This window comes from Rhizobium acidisoli, from assembly GCF_002531755.2.
GTDB lineage: Bacteria > Pseudomonadota > Alphaproteobacteria > Rhizobiales > Rhizobiaceae > Rhizobium > Rhizobium acidisoli.
In genome coordinates this window covers 223,138-238,305 of record NZ_CP034998.1, presented here as the reverse complement: position 1 = coordinate 238,305, position 15,168 = coordinate 223,138, and the positions used below count along the sequence as shown (strand labels likewise).

Sequence of the window (15,168 nt, the reverse complement as noted above, 5' to 3'; positions counted from 1 at the left end):
GGCGAGATCGATCGCTCAGGCCGATAGCGAATTGCGGGCGATGGCTTCGGCTTCGCAGCGGGCGGCGTAGTCGATGGCAAGCTCCAGCGGCAGCGGCCGCGAGAAATGATAGCCCTGCGCCAGGCGAACGCCCATCGCCTTCAATCCCTCGGCGACCCCTTCGCTTTCGACGCCTTCGGCAACGGAGGCGATGCCGAGATTCTGGCAAAGATTGGCGACCGAGCGGGTGATGTTCATGCAACGGGCGTCGCGATCGAAATTCATCACGAAGGCCTTGTCGATCTTCAGCTTGTCGAAGCCGAGACGGTGAATATGGCTGAGGCTCGAATAGCCGGTGCCGAAATCGTCGAGCGCGATGGAGATGCCGGCCGAGCGCAGCATGGTGATGACCTTGTCGGCGGTGTCGAAATCGGAGAGCAGTGCGGTCTCGGTGATCTCGAATTCGATGCGCCGGGGATCGATGCCGGAGCGAGTGATCATGCCTAGCAGCGCCATCGATGTCTCATGGTCGCAAATATCACGCGCCGAGAGATTGAAGGAGAGCTTGAGGTGGCGGGGAATGATTGCCAGCGCTTCGAGCGCCTTGGCAAAAAGGATGCGCGTCATCCGGCCGATGACGGCGGTGCGCTCGGCCGCGGGAATGAAAGCTTCGGGGCTAATGCGGCCGAAGCGGGCGCTGTCCCAGCGGGCAAGCGCCTCGTAGCCGACGACGCGGCCGCTCTTCAATTCGACGATCGGCTGATATTCGAGTTTCAATTCGCTGGCAAAATCATTCGCCTGCAGCTCGAGTTCGATCAGGTGGCGCTGGGTCAGGATCTTCTCGTGCTCGGCCGAGAAGAATTCGACGCCGCTGCTGCGCTTGCTCTTGACCTGGTAGAGGGCAAAATCGGCTTTCTCGTAGAGATCCTCGGCGGTGTATCTGCCGATCTCGGGATAGACGATGCCGCAGGAGCCGAAAACGCGGACCGAACCGTCGGGGATTTCGTAAGGGTCGCGGACCGCGGCGCAGAGCGCCTGGCCGAGATCGGCAATCGCCTGGCGTGTCATCGAACAGGGGAAAATGATGCCGAACTCGTCGCCGCCGAGGCGGGAGACGATGCCCGCTTCGCCGACCAGTGCGGCGAAGCGGCGGGCCGTCTCCTTGAGCACCAGATCGCCGGCGGCATGGCCGAAGACATCGTTGACGGGCTTGAAGCCGTCGAGATCGAGAATGCCGAGAACAGGCGGCGCGGACGGATCCTTCTGCAACCGTTTTTCGAGCGAGAGAAAGAAGCTGCGGCGGTTGGCAAGGCCCGTCAGCTGGTCCTGCAGCGCGTTGCGGCTGTTGACAAGGTTGAGCTCCTCGGCTTCCGCCCGCTTCTGCTTCAGTTCCTCGGTCAATTGCACCAGGCCGACGAAATTCTGGAAATAGCTGTCGATCACCCTGAGGAAGGGCAGGATCAGGAAGAGGCCGCTGACGGCCGTCGCGACGAAAACGGGATTGCCCGAGAACATGAAGGTCGCGATCATGGCCGAGAAGGTGATGACCGTGGTCAGCGCCGCCGCCATCGGCAGATGCATCAGGCAAAAGATGCAGGAAATGCCGGTGACGACGAGGAAATAGGCGATCTGGCCCTGTTGGGACGCATCGCCATACTGGTAAAGCGCGATCGCCCAGCCGCCGAAAGCGATCGTGAGGATGGCGGCACCCGATATGGTGATCTTCATCAGCCGGTAGGCGCGCTCGGCCGTGACGTTCTCCTTGCCCCTGATCTCCCACCAGCAGAGTCGGAAGACACAGACGATGCTCAGGGCGACGGGGATATAGAGCGAGAGCCAGAGCGGGGCGGATTCAAGGTGGGTGATTGCCACCGCAAGGGCGTTGATGACCAGGAGAACATAGAGAATGGGGATCTGCGACGACAGAGCCCGAAACTGCGCCGTCAGAAGCGTCGGATTGTCTTTTTGCAGCTGCAATGAGGCCAGAAACTTCTTCATCTTCCCTTTTCCGTCGGCCAGAGCCGGCCAGAGAAAGCTTGATCATTCCTTATTCACGTGACGGCATGCGAGGCATGGGGCGGTAACGGTCCGACGCCGGTCTAGAACGACGCGGCTGCCAGCGCCCGGTGGATGCTGTGCAGGTCGTCGACGTTTCTGTTCGCTAGGAAGAGTTCCCAATCGAGCGAGCTCTGGACGATGGTTTCCAGCGAATCGTGCCTGGGCTTCCACTCGAGCACCTGCCGGGCGAGCGAAGCGTCGGCGACGACGCTGGCGGAATCGCCTGCGCGGCGCGGCGCCATGTGGATCTTGAAGGAATGTCCGTGCAGGCGGGTGACCATGTTCAGCACGTCGAGCACGGAATAGCCGCTGCCATAACCGCAATTGGCAACGAGCGAGCCCTTGCCCCGGCGCAGGTGCTGCAGCGCCTTCAGATGCGCATCGACAACATCGGTGACATGGATGTAGTCGCGCACGCCGGTGCCGTCATGGGTGGGATAATCGACACCATAGACGCTGACGCTGTCGCGCCTGCCGAGTGCTGCCTCGCAGGCAACCTTGATGAGGTGGGTGGCGCCTGAGGTCGACTGGCCGGCGCGGTGGTCGGGATCGGCGCCGGCGACGTTGAAGTAGCGAAGCGCGACATAGTTGAAATCATAGGCGCTAGCGGCATCGCGCAGCATGAATTCGGTCATCAGCTTCGACTGGCCGTAGGGATTTTCCGGATTGAGGGAGGCGGTCTCCTTCACCGGCAGGTCGGTCTTTTGCTGACCGTAGACGGCCGCGGTCGACGAGAAGACGAAGTTGCGGATGCCGGCTTCGACCGACGCGGAGAGCAGCGCCCGGGTCTTGCCTGAATTGTTGTCGTAATAGGAGAGCGGATCGGCGACCGAGACCGGCACGACGGCGGAGCCGGCGAAATGAATGATCGCTTCGATGTCGTTTTCGATGAAGATCTTCTTCAAGACGTCGGGATCGGCGACGTCGCCGAGATAGAAACGCGCCGCCGGCGCCACGGCCCAGCGAAAGCCCGTGGAGAGACGGTCGAGCACGACCACATCCTCACCCGCATCGAGCAGCGCCCAAACCATGTGACTGCCAATATATCCGGCGCCGCCCGTCACCAAAACCGCCATGTCCCGCATCCCTGCTTTGTTTTATAGCAGGGGCATCAGGCCCGGTTTTTCTTTCCAATTTTCTTATCGAATGGCCGTTCCAGGCCCTTTGAACCGGTATGTTTGGACTTGTGGTTAGAGGCCGATTTCGGGCTTTGCTCAAGTTTTATCGATCGGGCGATTCCGGCACGAAATCACCCGACCGAGCCGCTTCTCAGCGCCTGAGGATATAGTCGCAGAGACGTTCGGCCGCGACCGCCACCTGGGCGGGATCGCGCAGGAAACAGGCGCGCAGGAAGAGTTCGCCGCCGGCGCCGAAGGCGGTTCCGGGGGCAAGGCCGACGCCTGTCTTGTCGACGATGTCGATGGCGGCGCTGCGGCTGTCGGTGACGCCGTCGATCTTCAGGAAGGCATAAAGCGCGCCGTCCGGCTTCAGCGTCTCGACGCGGTTGGTGGCGACAAGCGCATCGCAGAGAATATCGCGGGACCGGGCCGCCTTGGCGATATTGGCGGCAACGAAATCGTCGCCCTGATCAAGGGCTGCAACGGCGCCCTTCTGCATGAACTGCGCGACGCCCGAGGTCGAATACTGGATGAGGTTTTCGAGCACCTGACCCATCTCGGGCGGCGCGACGATCCAGCCGACGCGCCAGCCGGTCATCGACCAGTTCTTCGAGAAGGAGTTGACGAAAATGATCTTGTCGTCCGGCTCCATCACATCGAGGAAAGACGGCGCCCGGCCGCCGGCAAAATAATAGAGCGCGTAGATTTCATCGGCCATGATCCAGAGATCGTGCCGGCGGGCCAGCGCCAGGATGTCGGCAAGATCCTTCTTCGTCGCCGTCCAGCCCGTCGGGTTCGACGGCGTGTTGATAAAGATGCCCCTGGTTTTCGGCGTGATGGCGGCTTCGACGCGGTCGAGATCGACCGCCCATTTCCCGCCTTCGAACTGCAGCTCGACGCCGACGGAGCGCGCGCCCGCGATTTCGAGGGCGGCGGCGATATTCGGCCAGGCGGGGGTGAGGTAAACCAGTTCATCATCCGGCGAGGTCAGCGTCTGCACGGCGATCTGGATCGCCTGCATGCCGGAACCGGTGACATAGAAATGCTCGACCGGAAGCCGGATTCCGAAATGTCTGCTGTAATAATCCGAAAGCGCCTGGCGAAGCTCCGGAATGCCGCGCTGCCAGGTGTAGAAGGTCTCGCCTGAAGCAAGCGCGTCCATCGCCGCCCTGCTAATGAAATCGGGCGTCGGCAGGTCGCCTTCACCCACCCAGAGCGGCAACAGGCCTTCGCGGCCGCGGGCATAATTGACGACTTCGACGATCCCGCTTTCTGGCGCCGCCATGGCGCGCGGGCTGAGGCTCTTCACGATCGACATGCATATCTCCGGTTTCCGCATTCATAGTGGATTTGCGCCGGCAAATCCCATGATATCCAGTGATGCCATATCGATTTTCGTGATGAATGGGCGGGCGGGTGAGGCAGCCCCGGAGATCGACGCTTGCCCATCATCCGCCTGCCGGCACCTTCTCCCCGCTTGCGGGGCGAAGGGCAAGTCGCAACCTCTCCGTTCCTCGCCAACGTTTCGCAGGGCACGTCCCCTCGCCCCGTTTACGGGGAGAGGGTTAGGGTGAGGGGCAGCCTGCAGCCTCGCTCAGGCCGTCGGACGTGTGGCCAGCAGATCGCGAATCTCCGTCAGCAGCTGAACATCGGCCGGCGGCGGGGGCAGTTCTTCCGGTGCGGCCTTTTCCTGGCGCTCGACCTGCAGGCGCAGATAGTTCACGCCCTTGACCATCAGGAAGATGATCCAGGCAAGGATCAGGAAGTTGATGAGCACGGTGAGGAAGCTGCCATAGGCAAACACCGCCCCTTGCGCGCGGGCAGCGGCCAGTGTCGGCGCGTTGACGGCCGAGGAGAGCGGCAGGAAGTAATTCGAGAAATCGAAGCCGCCGAAAATGGCGCCGACGATCGGCATGATCAGGTCGTCGACCAGAGATTTGACGATGCCGCCGAAGGCGCCGCCGATGATGACGCCGACGGCAAGATCCATGACATTGCCACGGGCGATAAAGGCCTTGAATTCGTTGAGCATCGGATCCGTCTCCCTTCGATCCATTTCAGAGAGTATGCGATGGATTTCATTAGCTACATCTTCATTGCGATTAATCAATCGGCAATCGCAATTATTTGGCGATACCCCCGGCGGTCTTTGACTTAAGGCCTAGACGGGCGGGAATTTTCAACGCCTCTGAAATGACTTAAGCTGAACGGGTTGCGGGAGGTCCCGGCGGGTTTCCGCCGGCGGAGGGTCAATGCTTCCAGGCTGGGTCATATTCGCGTCTGCCTTCGGCTATCTGCTCCTGCTTTTCGCCGTGGCAAGCTATGGCGACCGCAAGAAGCGCGGCCCGGGTGGGCTCGAAGGCGGATGGCCGGTGGTCTATGCGCTGAGCCTGGCGATCTACTGCACCTCCTGGACCTATTTCGGCAGCGTCGGGCTTGCCGCCCAGCGCGGCCTGGAATTTGCCGGCATCTATATCGGCCCCATTCTGGTCTTCACGCTCGGCATGCCGCTGCTTCGCCGGATCATCGAGCTCGCCAAGGCGGAGAAACTCACCTCGGTTGCTGATTTCGTCGCCGCGCGCTACGGCAAAAACCCGACGGTCGCAACGATCGTCGCGCTGATCTCGCTGATCGGCACCATTCCCTATATCGCGCTGCAGCTGAAGGCGATCTCCAGCACCGTCAGCGCCATGGTCAACCCGTCCGACTACGGCATCGGCAGCGGCAATCTCTACTTCCTCGACCTGCCGCTGGTTGCGACGCTGGTGCTTGCCTGCTTCGCCATCATGTTCGGCACGCGGCATACCGATGCGACGGAGCACCAGGACGGCCTCATCCTTGCCGTCTCGATGGAATCCGTGGTCAAGCTCGTCGCCTTCCTGACGGCCGGCATCTGCGTCATCTGGTTTCTCTTCGACGGCCCGACCGATCTCTGGCAGAAGACGGTCGACAACGGCCTTGTCATGTCGGCGCTGAGCTACCACACGCCGATCAGCCGCTGGATGACGCTGATCCTGTTGTCGGCCTTCGCGATCATCCTGCTGCCGCGGCAATTCCATGTGACGGTCGTCGAAAACCGGACGCCGAAACAGCTGAAACTCGCAGGCTTCCTGTTTCCCACCTATCTCATCGCGATCAATCTCTTCGTGCTGCCGGTGGCGATCGGCGGGCTGCTGACCTTCGGCGGTGCCGGCAATGCCGATTTCTACATGCTGTCGCTGCCGCTCGCCGGTGAGATGCCTGTGGTGTCGCTGATCACCTTCATCGGCGGCTTCTCCGCCGCAACGGCGATGGTGATCGTCGATTCCGTGGCGCTGTCGATCATGGTGTCGAACGACATCATCATGCCCATCTTCCTGAGGCGCAAACTTGCCGGCCGCGCCAGCCAGCGCGACAATTTCGCCAAGACGCTGCTCAACATCCGCCGCAGCGCCATTTTTGCCGTGCTGTTGTTCGGCTACGCCTATTACCGCTCGACCGACAGCACCGCCGGCCTTGCCTCGATCGGCCTTCTCTCCTTTGCCGCCATCGCCCAGATCGCCCCGGCGCTGTTCGGTGGGCTGATCTGGCGGAGGGCGAATGCACGCGGCGCCATCCTCGGGCTTTCCTCCGGCTTCATCATCTGGGTCTACCTGCTGTTCCTGCCCTCGCTCGGCGGGCCCGATTATTCCTATGTGGCAAGCGCCGTGCTCGGCTTCATCTTTCCGGGCACGACGCTGTTTGCCGCGCCCGACGCCGATCCGCTGGTCAATGCGACCGTCATGAGCCTGCTCGTCAACACCGCCTTCTTCATCGTCGGCTCGCTCACCCGCAATGCCAGGCCGCTCGAACGCATCCAGGCCGGCATCTTCGTCAAACGCCATTCTCGCTCGCAATTCGCCACCCGCGGCTGGAAGACCCGCATCAGCGTCGGCGATCTCAAGGCGGCGATCTCGCGTTATCTCGGCGAAGAGCGGATGCAGCGCTCGCTGACGACTTACGAGCAAAGCTCCGGCCGTAAGCTGGAGGACGATCAGCCGGCCGACATGGCGCTGATCCATTTCAGCGAACAGCTGCTCGGCAGCGCCATCGGCTCGTCCTCGGCCCGGCTGGTGCTGTCGCTGATCCTGCAGAAAATCGAGGATGCCTCGTCCGACACCGCCTGGCTGCTCGACCAAGCGAGCGAGGCGCTGCAATATAACCAGGACATGCTGCAGACCGCGCTTTCGCAGATGGACCAGGGCATTGCGGTGTTCGACAGTTCCAATCGGCTGACCATCTGGAACCGGCGCTTCCGGCAATTGCTCGACCTGCCGGAAAGTGCCGGTCAGGTCGGCTTTCCCCTCGCCGACATCGTCACCACGCTGAGTGAGCGCGGCGACATCGCGCCCGGCGATCTCAATCAGACGGTGCGGCATTTCCTGACGCTCGACAAACCTTTCGCGCTGGTGCTCAGCGGCGGCGAGCGGATCATCGAGGTGCGCTCCAACGCCATGCCCGACAAGGGCATCGTCGCCACCTTCACCGATATCACCCAGCGCGTCAGCGCCGACCAGGCGCTGAAACAGGCAAATGAGACATTGGAGCAGCGCGTTGCCGAACGCACGGCCGAGCTGACCCGCGTCAATCACGAACTCGCCGAGGCGCGGGCCGCTGCCGACGAGGCGAATATCGGCAAGACCCGCTTTTTCGCCGCCGCCGGCCACGATATCCTGCAGCCGCTGAACGCCGCCAGGCTCTATTCCTCGGCACTGGTCGAGCGCATGGCGCAATCCGACAACAGCCCGATCGTGCGCAATATCGATTCGGCGCTGGAATCGGTCGAAACCATTCTCGGCGCGGTGCTCGATATCTCCAGGCTCGATACCGGTGCGATGCGGCCGCGGCTCGCGGCCGTTGCACTTTCCGACCTGTTGGAGCGGATCGAGACCGATTTCGCGCCGATCGCCCGGGAAAAACAGCTGAAGCTGGTGGTCATGCCGACGTCGCTCAGGGTGCGTTCCGACCCCAATCTTCTGCGCCGGCTGGTGCAGAACCTCGTTTCCAACGCGATCAAATATACGATCACCGGCAAGGTGCTGGTCGGCGCGCGGCGGCGCGGCAACCAGGTGATCATCCAGGTGATCGATTCCGGCATCGGCATTCCGCCGTCGAAATTCCGCACGGTGTTCAAGGAGTTCGCCCGGCTGGACGAAGGGGCGAAAACCGCCTCCGGCCTCGGACTCGGCCTGTCGATCGTCGACCGCATCGCCCGGGTGCTCAACCATCCGGTGGAGCTCAACTCGACGCATGGCAGGGGCACGGAATTCCGCATCGCCATGCCGCTCGACATCTCGCGCCCGGCCGAGGCGGCGGCGGCCGTCACACCCACTGAGCGGCCGGGGCAGCCGCTCAAGGGGCTGAAGATCCTCTGCATCGACAACGAGCCGAAGATCCTCGAAGGCATGCGGCTGCTGCTCAGCGGCTGGGGCTGCGAGGTCAAGGCGCTCGATAGCCTCGCCGAGGTGATATCAGGCGACGGCCGTGACGGGCCGCCGGATCTCGCCATCGCCGACTACCATCTCGACGACGGCACCGGCATCGCCGCGATCCTGCATCTGCGCCGGCAGTTCGGCGCCGATATCCCCGCTTTGCTGGTTACCGCCGACCGCACGCCCGAAGTGCGCAGCGAGGCCGAGCGATACGGCATCGCCGTCCAGCACAAGCCGGTGCGGCCGGCGGCACTCCGCGCCTATATCACCCAGATTTCCGGCCTCAAGCGCGCGGCTGCGGAGTAAACGCAGGCTCAATCCGTCGTGGTCATGACGCGCGAAACCAGATCGCGCACGCGCGCCGCATCCGGCACCTCGCCGAACAGGATGCGGTACATAATCGGCGCCACGACCTCGTCCATAACGCGGTCGACATCCGGAAAGACCTCGCCGCGGGCCTTTGCCCTCTCGGCGATGACGACGATTTGCTGGCGGGTGTATTCGCAGCATTTGCAGGCATTGGCGCCGGCTTGGGCCGCCAGCACGTCGCGGATCATCTCGCGGCCCGGCCCGGAAGACATTTCCTCGGCATATTGCTCGGCCCAGGCTTGAAGATCAGCCTTGCCGCTGCCGGCATCGACCGGCTGCATATCCGGCCGCAGCCGCTCGACGGCGACATCGGCAAGAAGCTCCTGCAGGTCGCCCCAGCGGCGATAGATGGTCGACGGCGTCACACCCGCGCTGGCGGCGATCAGCGGGATCGTCACCTCGGCGCGGTTCATCTGGGCCAACAGATCGCGGGCTGCCTTGTGCACCGATGCCTGAACCCGGGCGCTTCTGCCGCCCGGCCGGAGATTCTCTTTCACTGCCATGCCTGCATCCGACCTTCTATCCCCGGAACCTTCCGGGCGACATGCATTACACATTGATGGTTCAAAATCTTTGACAGAACCATAAACGCAAAGAATTTGCCTTTACGATGCATTCACCCTACATGGAGCTAACGCAACGGTTTAGCTTTAAGAGGGTTTATACATGGTCGCCGCAGCCAAATCCACCGAGAATGCGCCGCACCCCTCGATCGGTTTCCATGCGCTGACGCTCGCCACTTTTTTCGGCGCCTCCGCTGCGCCGACGCCGCTCTACCGGATCTATCAGGAAAACTTCTCGCTCTCGCCAGTGCTGATCACGGTGGTCTTCGCCGTCTACGCCTTTGCGCTGCTGGCAGCACTGCTGACCGCCGGTTCGATCTCCGACCATCTCGGCCGCAAGCCGGTGATCTTTTTCGCCCTGGTCCTCGAAATCATCGCCATGGGTCTCTTCGTTGTCGCCAGCGGCCCCGGCTGGCTGATTGCGGCACGGATCGTCCAGGGTATTGCGACCGGGATCGCCGGCGCCTCGCTCGGCGCCGCGCTCGTCGATGTCGACCGGGCAAAGGGGCAGATCGTCAATTCGATCGCACCGCTTTGCGGCATGGCGGTGGGGGCAGTCGGCACCAGCGCCCTGATCCAATACGGCCCCTTCCCGATGCATCTGACCTACGCGCTGCTGCTTCTCGCCTTCACGCTGCTGGCGGCCGCGATCTGGCTGACGCACGAGACCGGCGGCACTCGGCCGGGCGCGCTCGGCTCGCTGATCCCGAGAGTCGCCATCCCCGCGCAGGCGAAGCGGCCGCTGTCGCTGGTGACGCCGATCAACATCGCCAACTGGACGCTCGCCGGCTTCTATCTTTCGCTGGTCCCGTCGCTGGTCGCCAGCACCACCGGCAGCAGCGCGCCGCTGACCGGCGGGGCCGTCGTGACTGCGCTGATGGCGAGCGGAGCGATCACCGTCTATCTCAGGCGCGGCAAGTCGGCCTCGGCCAATCTCGGTTTCGGCGTGTCGGCCAAGACGCTCGGTATTCTGACGGTCGTTGCCGGCGTGCATCTCGCCAATGTGCCGCTGCTGCTCATCGGCACGGTCTTCACCGGCGCCGGTTTCGGCACCAATTTCCTTGGCTCGATCGGCACCATCATGCCGCTCGCCAAGGCGGATGAACGGGCCGGGCTGCTGTCGGCCTTCTACGTTCAGAGCTATCTCGCCTTCAGCCTGCCGGCGATCCTTGCCGGGTTCCTGGCGAAATCGGCCGGTTATGCGCTGACGACAGATATCTATGCGACTGTAATTCTGCTGTTGATGGGTGCCGGACTGCTGGGGCTTCGCGCCGGGCGGCGGAAAGCGGCGGCCTGAGGACGGCCGCCGTAATCACCCATGGAGGGCATTCGTCACCGTTCCGTTGAACGGATCGGGTCAGAAATCCTCCCAGCCGTGATCGGCCGGAGCGGTCGCCTTTGAACCGCCGCCAAGCGCGGCCGCCAGCGTCTTCTTCAAGGCACGGGCCGGCGAGGGAACCGGGATCGTCGCATGCGACGAGACGATTTTCGGCGCGGTGAGCGGACGCGGTGCGTTCGAGCGCGATAGCGCCGACGTCATGCCCGTGCCCGTATCGAGGCGGAACTGGCCCAACCGTCCGGACAGGGCGGAGACCTCGGTCGCAAGCGTGTGGGCTGCCGCATTCGACTCCTCGACCATCGCCGCATTTTTCTGCGTCGCCTGATCCATCTGATTGACGGCGGTATTGATTTCCTGAAGGCCGGTCGACTGCTCGCGCGCGGATTGAACGATCGCGTGGACATTGCGGTCGATCTGCTGCACCTCCTCAACAATCCCGTCCAAGGCATCGCCGGTCTCACGCACCAGGGCAACGCCATGCCGCACCTGGCCGCCTGAGGCGCTGATCAGCGCCTTGATCTCCTTGGCCGCGCCGGCCGAGCGCTGCGCCAGCTCCCGGACCTCCTGAGCGACGACCGCGAAGCCCTTGCCCGCTTCACCGGCGCGCGCGGCCTCGACGCCGGCGTTCAGCGCAAGCAGATTTGTCTGGAAGGCGATCTCATCGATGACGCCGATGATATTGGAGATCGACTTGGAGGACTGTTCGATGTCGTTCATCGCTTCGACAGCCCGCTGCACGATCTGGCCGGACCGTTCGGCATTTTCCTTCGTGCGAACAACCATCGACCCGGCTTCTTCGGCACGCGCCGTCGAATCCTTGACGGATGTCGTAATCTGCTCAAGCGCTGCGGCCGTTTGCTCGACGGAGGCAGCCTGCTGTTCCGTCCGGCGCGCCAGATCGTCGGCCGCAGAACGGATCTCCTCGGTGCCGCTTTGGATGACCTCGGCATTTTGCGAGAACGATACCAGCGCCGAACGCAGCTTGACGACCGACTCGTTGAAATTGATGCGGGTCTCGTCAAGCGTCGCCGCGAAAGGATGCTCGAGCGCGCTCGTCATGTCGCCTTCGGCAAGCTTGGCAAGCCCCAGCGCCAATTCACCGACGGCGAATTTGACGTCCGCTTCCTGGGCCTGATCGATCCGGGCGCGCTCGGCGCGCTCTCGTTCCTGCAGCGCGCGGTTTTCTTCCGCCTCGGCTTCCAGACGCGCCCTGTCGCGGTTGCTCTCCAACAGCGCCTTCAGCGAGCGGGAGAGATCGCCGATTTCGTCCTTCGCCTCGCCGTCCTTGAGGGTCACATCGAGTTTGCCCGCGGCGATCGCGGCAGTCTCGGCGATGACGCCGGAAATCCGGCCGACGAACCGGCGTGCGATCAACCATCCGGCAAGGCCCAGCAGCACCGCCGCCAGGCTCGTCGCGACGATGGCATCCCGCACCACCGCATAGAGCGGTGCGAAGAGTGTCGCCTTCGGGACCGAAACGACCGCATACCAATTGGAGCCCTCGGCAAGCTTGACGGCGGTGGCAATCGCCAGGGAGACGCTGCCGTCCTCATTGGTCACTTCACGCTCAGCACCGGGATTGGCGATGAGATGGTCCCAATCCGCAGTTTTCGTGCCGGTCTCGGACAGGCTTTTGCCGATGAGGCTTGCATCCGGGTGACTGACGATCTTGCCGGCACTGGTGACCAGGCCAAGAAAACCCGCTCCCATCGGTCGGCTGGCTGACAGCGCCTTGGCGGTGTCCTGAAGCGAAAGGTCAAGGCCGGCAACGCCGACGGCTTTGCCGTCGATCACAACCGGCTCGGTGACGGAGGTCATCAAAACGTCTTTTCCATCGATCGCATAAGAATAAGGCTCGATGATCACGGTTTTGCGCTGCGTGAACGGCAATTGATAATAGTCGCCCGCTCCGGCGATGGTGTAATCCGTCAAAGCCGTATGGGTGATCTGGCCGCCGCTGCGCACCCAATAGGGCACATAGCGCCCCGTCGTGTCGTGTCCTTCCTTGCCGACGTAATCCTTGTCCTTGCCGTCGAAAGCATTGGGCTCCCATCCGGTCCAAATCCCAAGGACCGGGGGATTGGCTTGCAGCATGTTGTGCAAGACCTTGTCCGCCTTGGCACGATCGGTGTCGCCCATTTCCTTCATCGTCGTCAGCACGGCGTTCAGCCCGTCCACGATATGCACGGTGCCGCCGATATTCTTTTCGACTTTCAGCGCCTCAGCCGTCGCGATCTGGCGCATCTGTTCGATGCTGCCGCTGCGAATTTCAGTATAGGACCGATAGAAAATGGCCCCCGAAGCGACAATAACGGCAATGACGCCGCAGGCCGCCACAGAGAAAAGATTGCGACCTGTCGTAGACTTGAAAAGCATGTTCCCGCTCGCCTTCGCTGCTGTACTGGCGCATGCCTCAAGTCCAATTCGCCGGCGCGTTTAAACAACCGTCATCCAGCAGAAACTGAAGGCCCCCCAATATTCATGCTTGCAAAATTTGATTAAAAGAAAGTTCTTATGCTCCAAAGCGGCGCCACTATCCTTGAGATCCGTGCACGCGCTTTAAGTCTTTGTTTTTGACGCATGTCTTTGCCGCAGAACCGCTGCACGGTCTGCGCGGCATGCTTGGAAGACGACGGAATTATTCCGCAGGGCCTGCACTTTCCGGCTTCAGATCGAGCAGCGCACGGCCGCTGCCATCCATGGCGAAGGGGACGGAAGCGTGCTGATGGACGACCAGCCAGCGGCCATCCCGCTTGACGAGGCCGAGGGTCTGGCGGAACCAGAGATCGACCTCCGTGCCATCGGTCTTGGTGCCGGTCATGCGCGTCAGACCGCTCCAGAAGGCGACATCGCCGCCGACCGTCAACCTGGCATCGCGCACTTCGCCACCGATCGGGCCTTCCCAGGTATCGAACCAGGCCTGCACGCCGGCCTCGTCCTTGCCATTGATGACGAGCGGCGGCGCCAGCGAAAACTCGACGGAATCCTCGGCCTCATAGGAAAGCGCCTCTTCGGCGTTCTTTTCACCGAGCGCCTTGGCCCGCATCATCAGCATGGCGATGATCGCCTCTTCTTCATGCCTGGCATTGGCTTCGTCTTTCACGATCGTTCTCCTTTTCCACGACGGCCAGAGGACGAACGAGAGGAAGACGATCCGACAACCGCCACGCAATTTGCTGAATTGCTTCAGAGATAACTCGTCACTTCAGGCTCGTTCCACCAGGCATCGTGCCTGCCGTCGTAATAACGGACTGATAAGGCTGCCAGTTCCTCAGGGGTGATGTCGTCGAGGCAGGCGATGTTGATCGAGACATAGGCGCCGCCGATCGCCTCGACATAACCGTTGCCGTAGGCCGGCACGCCGCAGGTGCGGCAGAAGCGGTGATGGCCGCTCATCGTGTTGAACTGGTAGTCCGATGTCTCAGCCTCGTCGCACATCAGCCGGAAATCTTCCGGCTTGACGTTGGCGCCCCAATAACGCCGCTTGGCGCAGATCGAGCAATTGCAGCGGCCGGTGCCTTCTTCGAGATCCATATCGACCTCGTAGTGCACTTTGCCGCAATGGCAGCTTCCCTTGTAGGTCTTCTTCATGGCGCTCGCCTCCCTCGCTGTTGACTTCAACGCTTCGATATGACAATATGTTGTCACTATGGATGAGATACATAATCGACAACATGTTGTCAAACAAAATCGGCCGGAGCGAACGATGGAGGGGAATGCCTTTTCCGCTTTCGCGATCACCGCCCTTCGTCTCGCCGGCCATCTGACGGCGGCGGGAGACCAGCTGGCAAAGCCCGCGGGACAGACAAGCGCGCGCTGGCAGGTGCTGGCCGCGGCGAGGCGCGGCGACATGTCGGTGGCGCAGATTGCCCGCGCCCTCGGCCTCGCCCGCCAGGGTGTGCAGCGGCTTGCCGACGTGCTGGAGGGTGAAGGGCTGATCGCCTATGCCGACAACCCGCAGCACCAGCGGGCCAAGCTAGTGCGGCTGACGGCGGACGGGGCGGGGCGGCTCGGCGTCATCGAGGTGGCGCAGGCCGGATGGGCCGATGGGCTCGGCGCCGCGTTTACAGCAACTGAACTCGATACCGCACGGGCGGTGATGGCGCGGGTGATGGAGATGCTGGAGGCCGAAGAGGCGTCGCGCGGCTGAACGATCGGCCTAGCGACGATACGGCCGAGGCTGACCGCAAATAAAAAAGGCCGGGCTAACCCGACCTTCCCTGCCATCTCAACGAACCGTGCCAGTACATCCGTGGTCACGATCCGGAGATGATATTCAAAGCTTCACGCGT

At 62.5% G+C, this 15,168-nt stretch carries 11 protein-coding genes; 3 read left to right on the top strand and 8 right to left on the bottom strand.

Annotation, left to right across the window (positions count from 1 at the left end; translation table 11 throughout):
* Window positions 1-15 precede the first annotated feature (15 nt).
* From CO657_RS01190 to mscL, 4 genes are all read right to left on the bottom strand, one after another.
* Window positions 16-1,977, bottom strand: coding sequence for a putative bifunctional diguanylate cyclase/phosphodiesterase (locus CO657_RS01190; RefSeq protein ID WP_054183774.1), 1,962 nt, complete (start codon window positions 1,975-1,977; stop codon window positions 16-18).
* A 101-nt stretch (window positions 1,978-2,078) separates the two neighbouring features.
* A complete protein-coding gene (gene galE / locus CO657_RS01185; protein WP_054183775.1) occupies window positions 2,079-3,113 on the bottom strand; it encodes a UDP-glucose 4-epimerase GalE in 1,035 nt (344 codons plus the stop codon).
* A gap of 193 nt (window positions 3,114-3,306) precedes the next feature.
* The gene (locus CO657_RS01180; protein ID WP_054183776.1) at window positions 3,307-4,473 is read right to left on the bottom strand and encodes a pyridoxal phosphate-dependent aminotransferase; all 1,167 of its coding nucleotides are present in this window, start codon (window positions 4,471-4,473) and stop codon (window positions 3,307-3,309) included.
* Between the two features lie 276 nt (window positions 4,474-4,749).
* Window positions 4,750-5,187 (bottom strand): large conductance mechanosensitive channel protein MscL, encoded by a 438-nt coding sequence (mscL, locus tag CO657_RS01175; RefSeq protein WP_012556543.1) that lies wholly within the window; start codon window positions 5,185-5,187, stop codon window positions 4,750-4,752.
* A gap of 220 nt (window positions 5,188-5,407) precedes the next feature.
* Here mscL and CO657_RS01170 point away from each other — a divergent pair, with 220 nt between their 5' ends.
* Window positions 5,408-8,911: a PAS domain-containing hybrid sensor histidine kinase/response regulator gene (locus CO657_RS01170; RefSeq protein WP_054183777.1), complete on the top strand. Its 3,504-nt coding sequence runs from the start codon at window positions 5,408-5,410 to the stop codon at window positions 8,909-8,911.
* Between the two features lie 8 nt (window positions 8,912-8,919).
* Here CO657_RS01170 and CO657_RS01165 read toward each other — a convergent pair whose 3' ends face one another.
* Window positions 8,920-9,477: a TetR/AcrR family transcriptional regulator gene (locus tag CO657_RS01165; RefSeq protein WP_054183778.1), complete on the bottom strand. Its 558-nt coding sequence runs from the start codon at window positions 9,475-9,477 to the stop codon at window positions 8,920-8,922.
* 163 nt (window positions 9,478-9,640) lie between these two features.
* On the opposite strand from CO657_RS01165, the gene CO657_RS01160 reads away from it, so the two are divergent.
* Entirely contained in the window at window positions 9,641-10,834 is a 1,194-nt protein-coding gene (locus tag CO657_RS01160) for an MFS transporter (RefSeq protein WP_054183779.1), read from the top strand.
* Between the two features lie 60 nt (window positions 10,835-10,894).
* Here CO657_RS01160 and CO657_RS01155 read toward each other — a convergent pair whose 3' ends face one another.
* The 3 genes from CO657_RS01155 to CO657_RS01145 all read right to left on the bottom strand — a co-directional run bounded on the left by CO657_RS01155 (window position 10,895) and on the right by CO657_RS01145 (window position 14,467).
* Window positions 10,895-13,252: a methyl-accepting chemotaxis protein gene (locus CO657_RS01155; RefSeq protein ID WP_054183780.1), complete on the bottom strand. Its 2,358-nt coding sequence runs from the start codon at window positions 13,250-13,252 to the stop codon at window positions 10,895-10,897.
* Window positions 13,253-13,514: 262 nt separating this feature from the next.
* Window positions 13,515-13,979 (bottom strand): YybH family protein, encoded by a 465-nt coding sequence (locus CO657_RS01150; protein WP_003588704.1) that lies wholly within the window; start codon window positions 13,977-13,979, stop codon window positions 13,515-13,517.
* 83 nt (window positions 13,980-14,062) lie between these two features.
* Entirely contained in the window at window positions 14,063-14,467 is a 405-nt protein-coding gene (locus tag CO657_RS01145) for a GFA family protein (RefSeq protein ID WP_003588705.1), read from the bottom strand.
* Between the two features lie 58 nt (window positions 14,468-14,525).
* Here CO657_RS01145 and CO657_RS01140 point away from each other — a divergent pair, with 58 nt between their 5' ends.
* Entirely contained in the window at window positions 14,526-15,026 is a 501-nt protein-coding gene (locus tag CO657_RS01140; protein WP_052636253.1) for a MarR family winged helix-turn-helix transcriptional regulator, read from the top strand.
* The last annotated feature ends 142 nt before the right edge of the window (window positions 15,027-15,168 follow it).

Bases quoted from the DNA above. Each gene is read 5' to 3' on its own strand.
- CO657_RS01140 (WP_052636253.1), top strand. From the start codon at position 14,526: ATGGATGAGATACATAATCGACAACATGTTGTCAAACAAAATCGGCCG.
- mscL (WP_012556543.1), bottom strand. From the start codon at position 5,187: ATGCTCAACGAATTCAAGGCCTTTATCGCCCGTGGCAATGTCATGGAT.
- CO657_RS01160 (WP_054183779.1), top strand. From the start codon at position 9,641: ATGGTCGCCGCAGCCAAATCCACCGAGAATGCGCCGCACCCCTCGATC.
- CO657_RS01170 (WP_054183777.1), top strand. From the start codon at position 5,408: ATGCTTCCAGGCTGGGTCATATTCGCGTCTGCCTTCGGCTATCTGCTC.
- CO657_RS01180 (WP_054183776.1), bottom strand. From the start codon at position 4,473: ATGTCGATCGTGAAGAGCCTCAGCCCGCGCGCCATGGCGGCGCCAGAA.
- CO657_RS01145 (WP_003588705.1), bottom strand. From the start codon at position 14,467: ATGAAGAAGACCTACAAGGGAAGCTGCCATTGCGGCAAAGTGCACTAC.
- galE (WP_054183775.1), bottom strand. From the start codon at position 3,113: ATGGCGGTTTTGGTGACGGGCGGCGCCGGATATATTGGCAGTCACATG.
- CO657_RS01155 (WP_054183780.1), bottom strand. From the start codon at position 13,252: ATGCTTTTCAAGTCTACGACAGGTCGCAATCTTTTCTCTGTGGCGGCC.
- CO657_RS01190 (WP_054183774.1), bottom strand. From the start codon at position 1,977: ATGAAGAAGTTTCTGGCCTCATTGCAGCTGCAAAAAGACAATCCGACG.
- CO657_RS01165 (WP_054183778.1), bottom strand. From the start codon at position 9,477: ATGGCAGTGAAAGAGAATCTCCGGCCGGGCGGCAGAAGCGCCCGGGTT.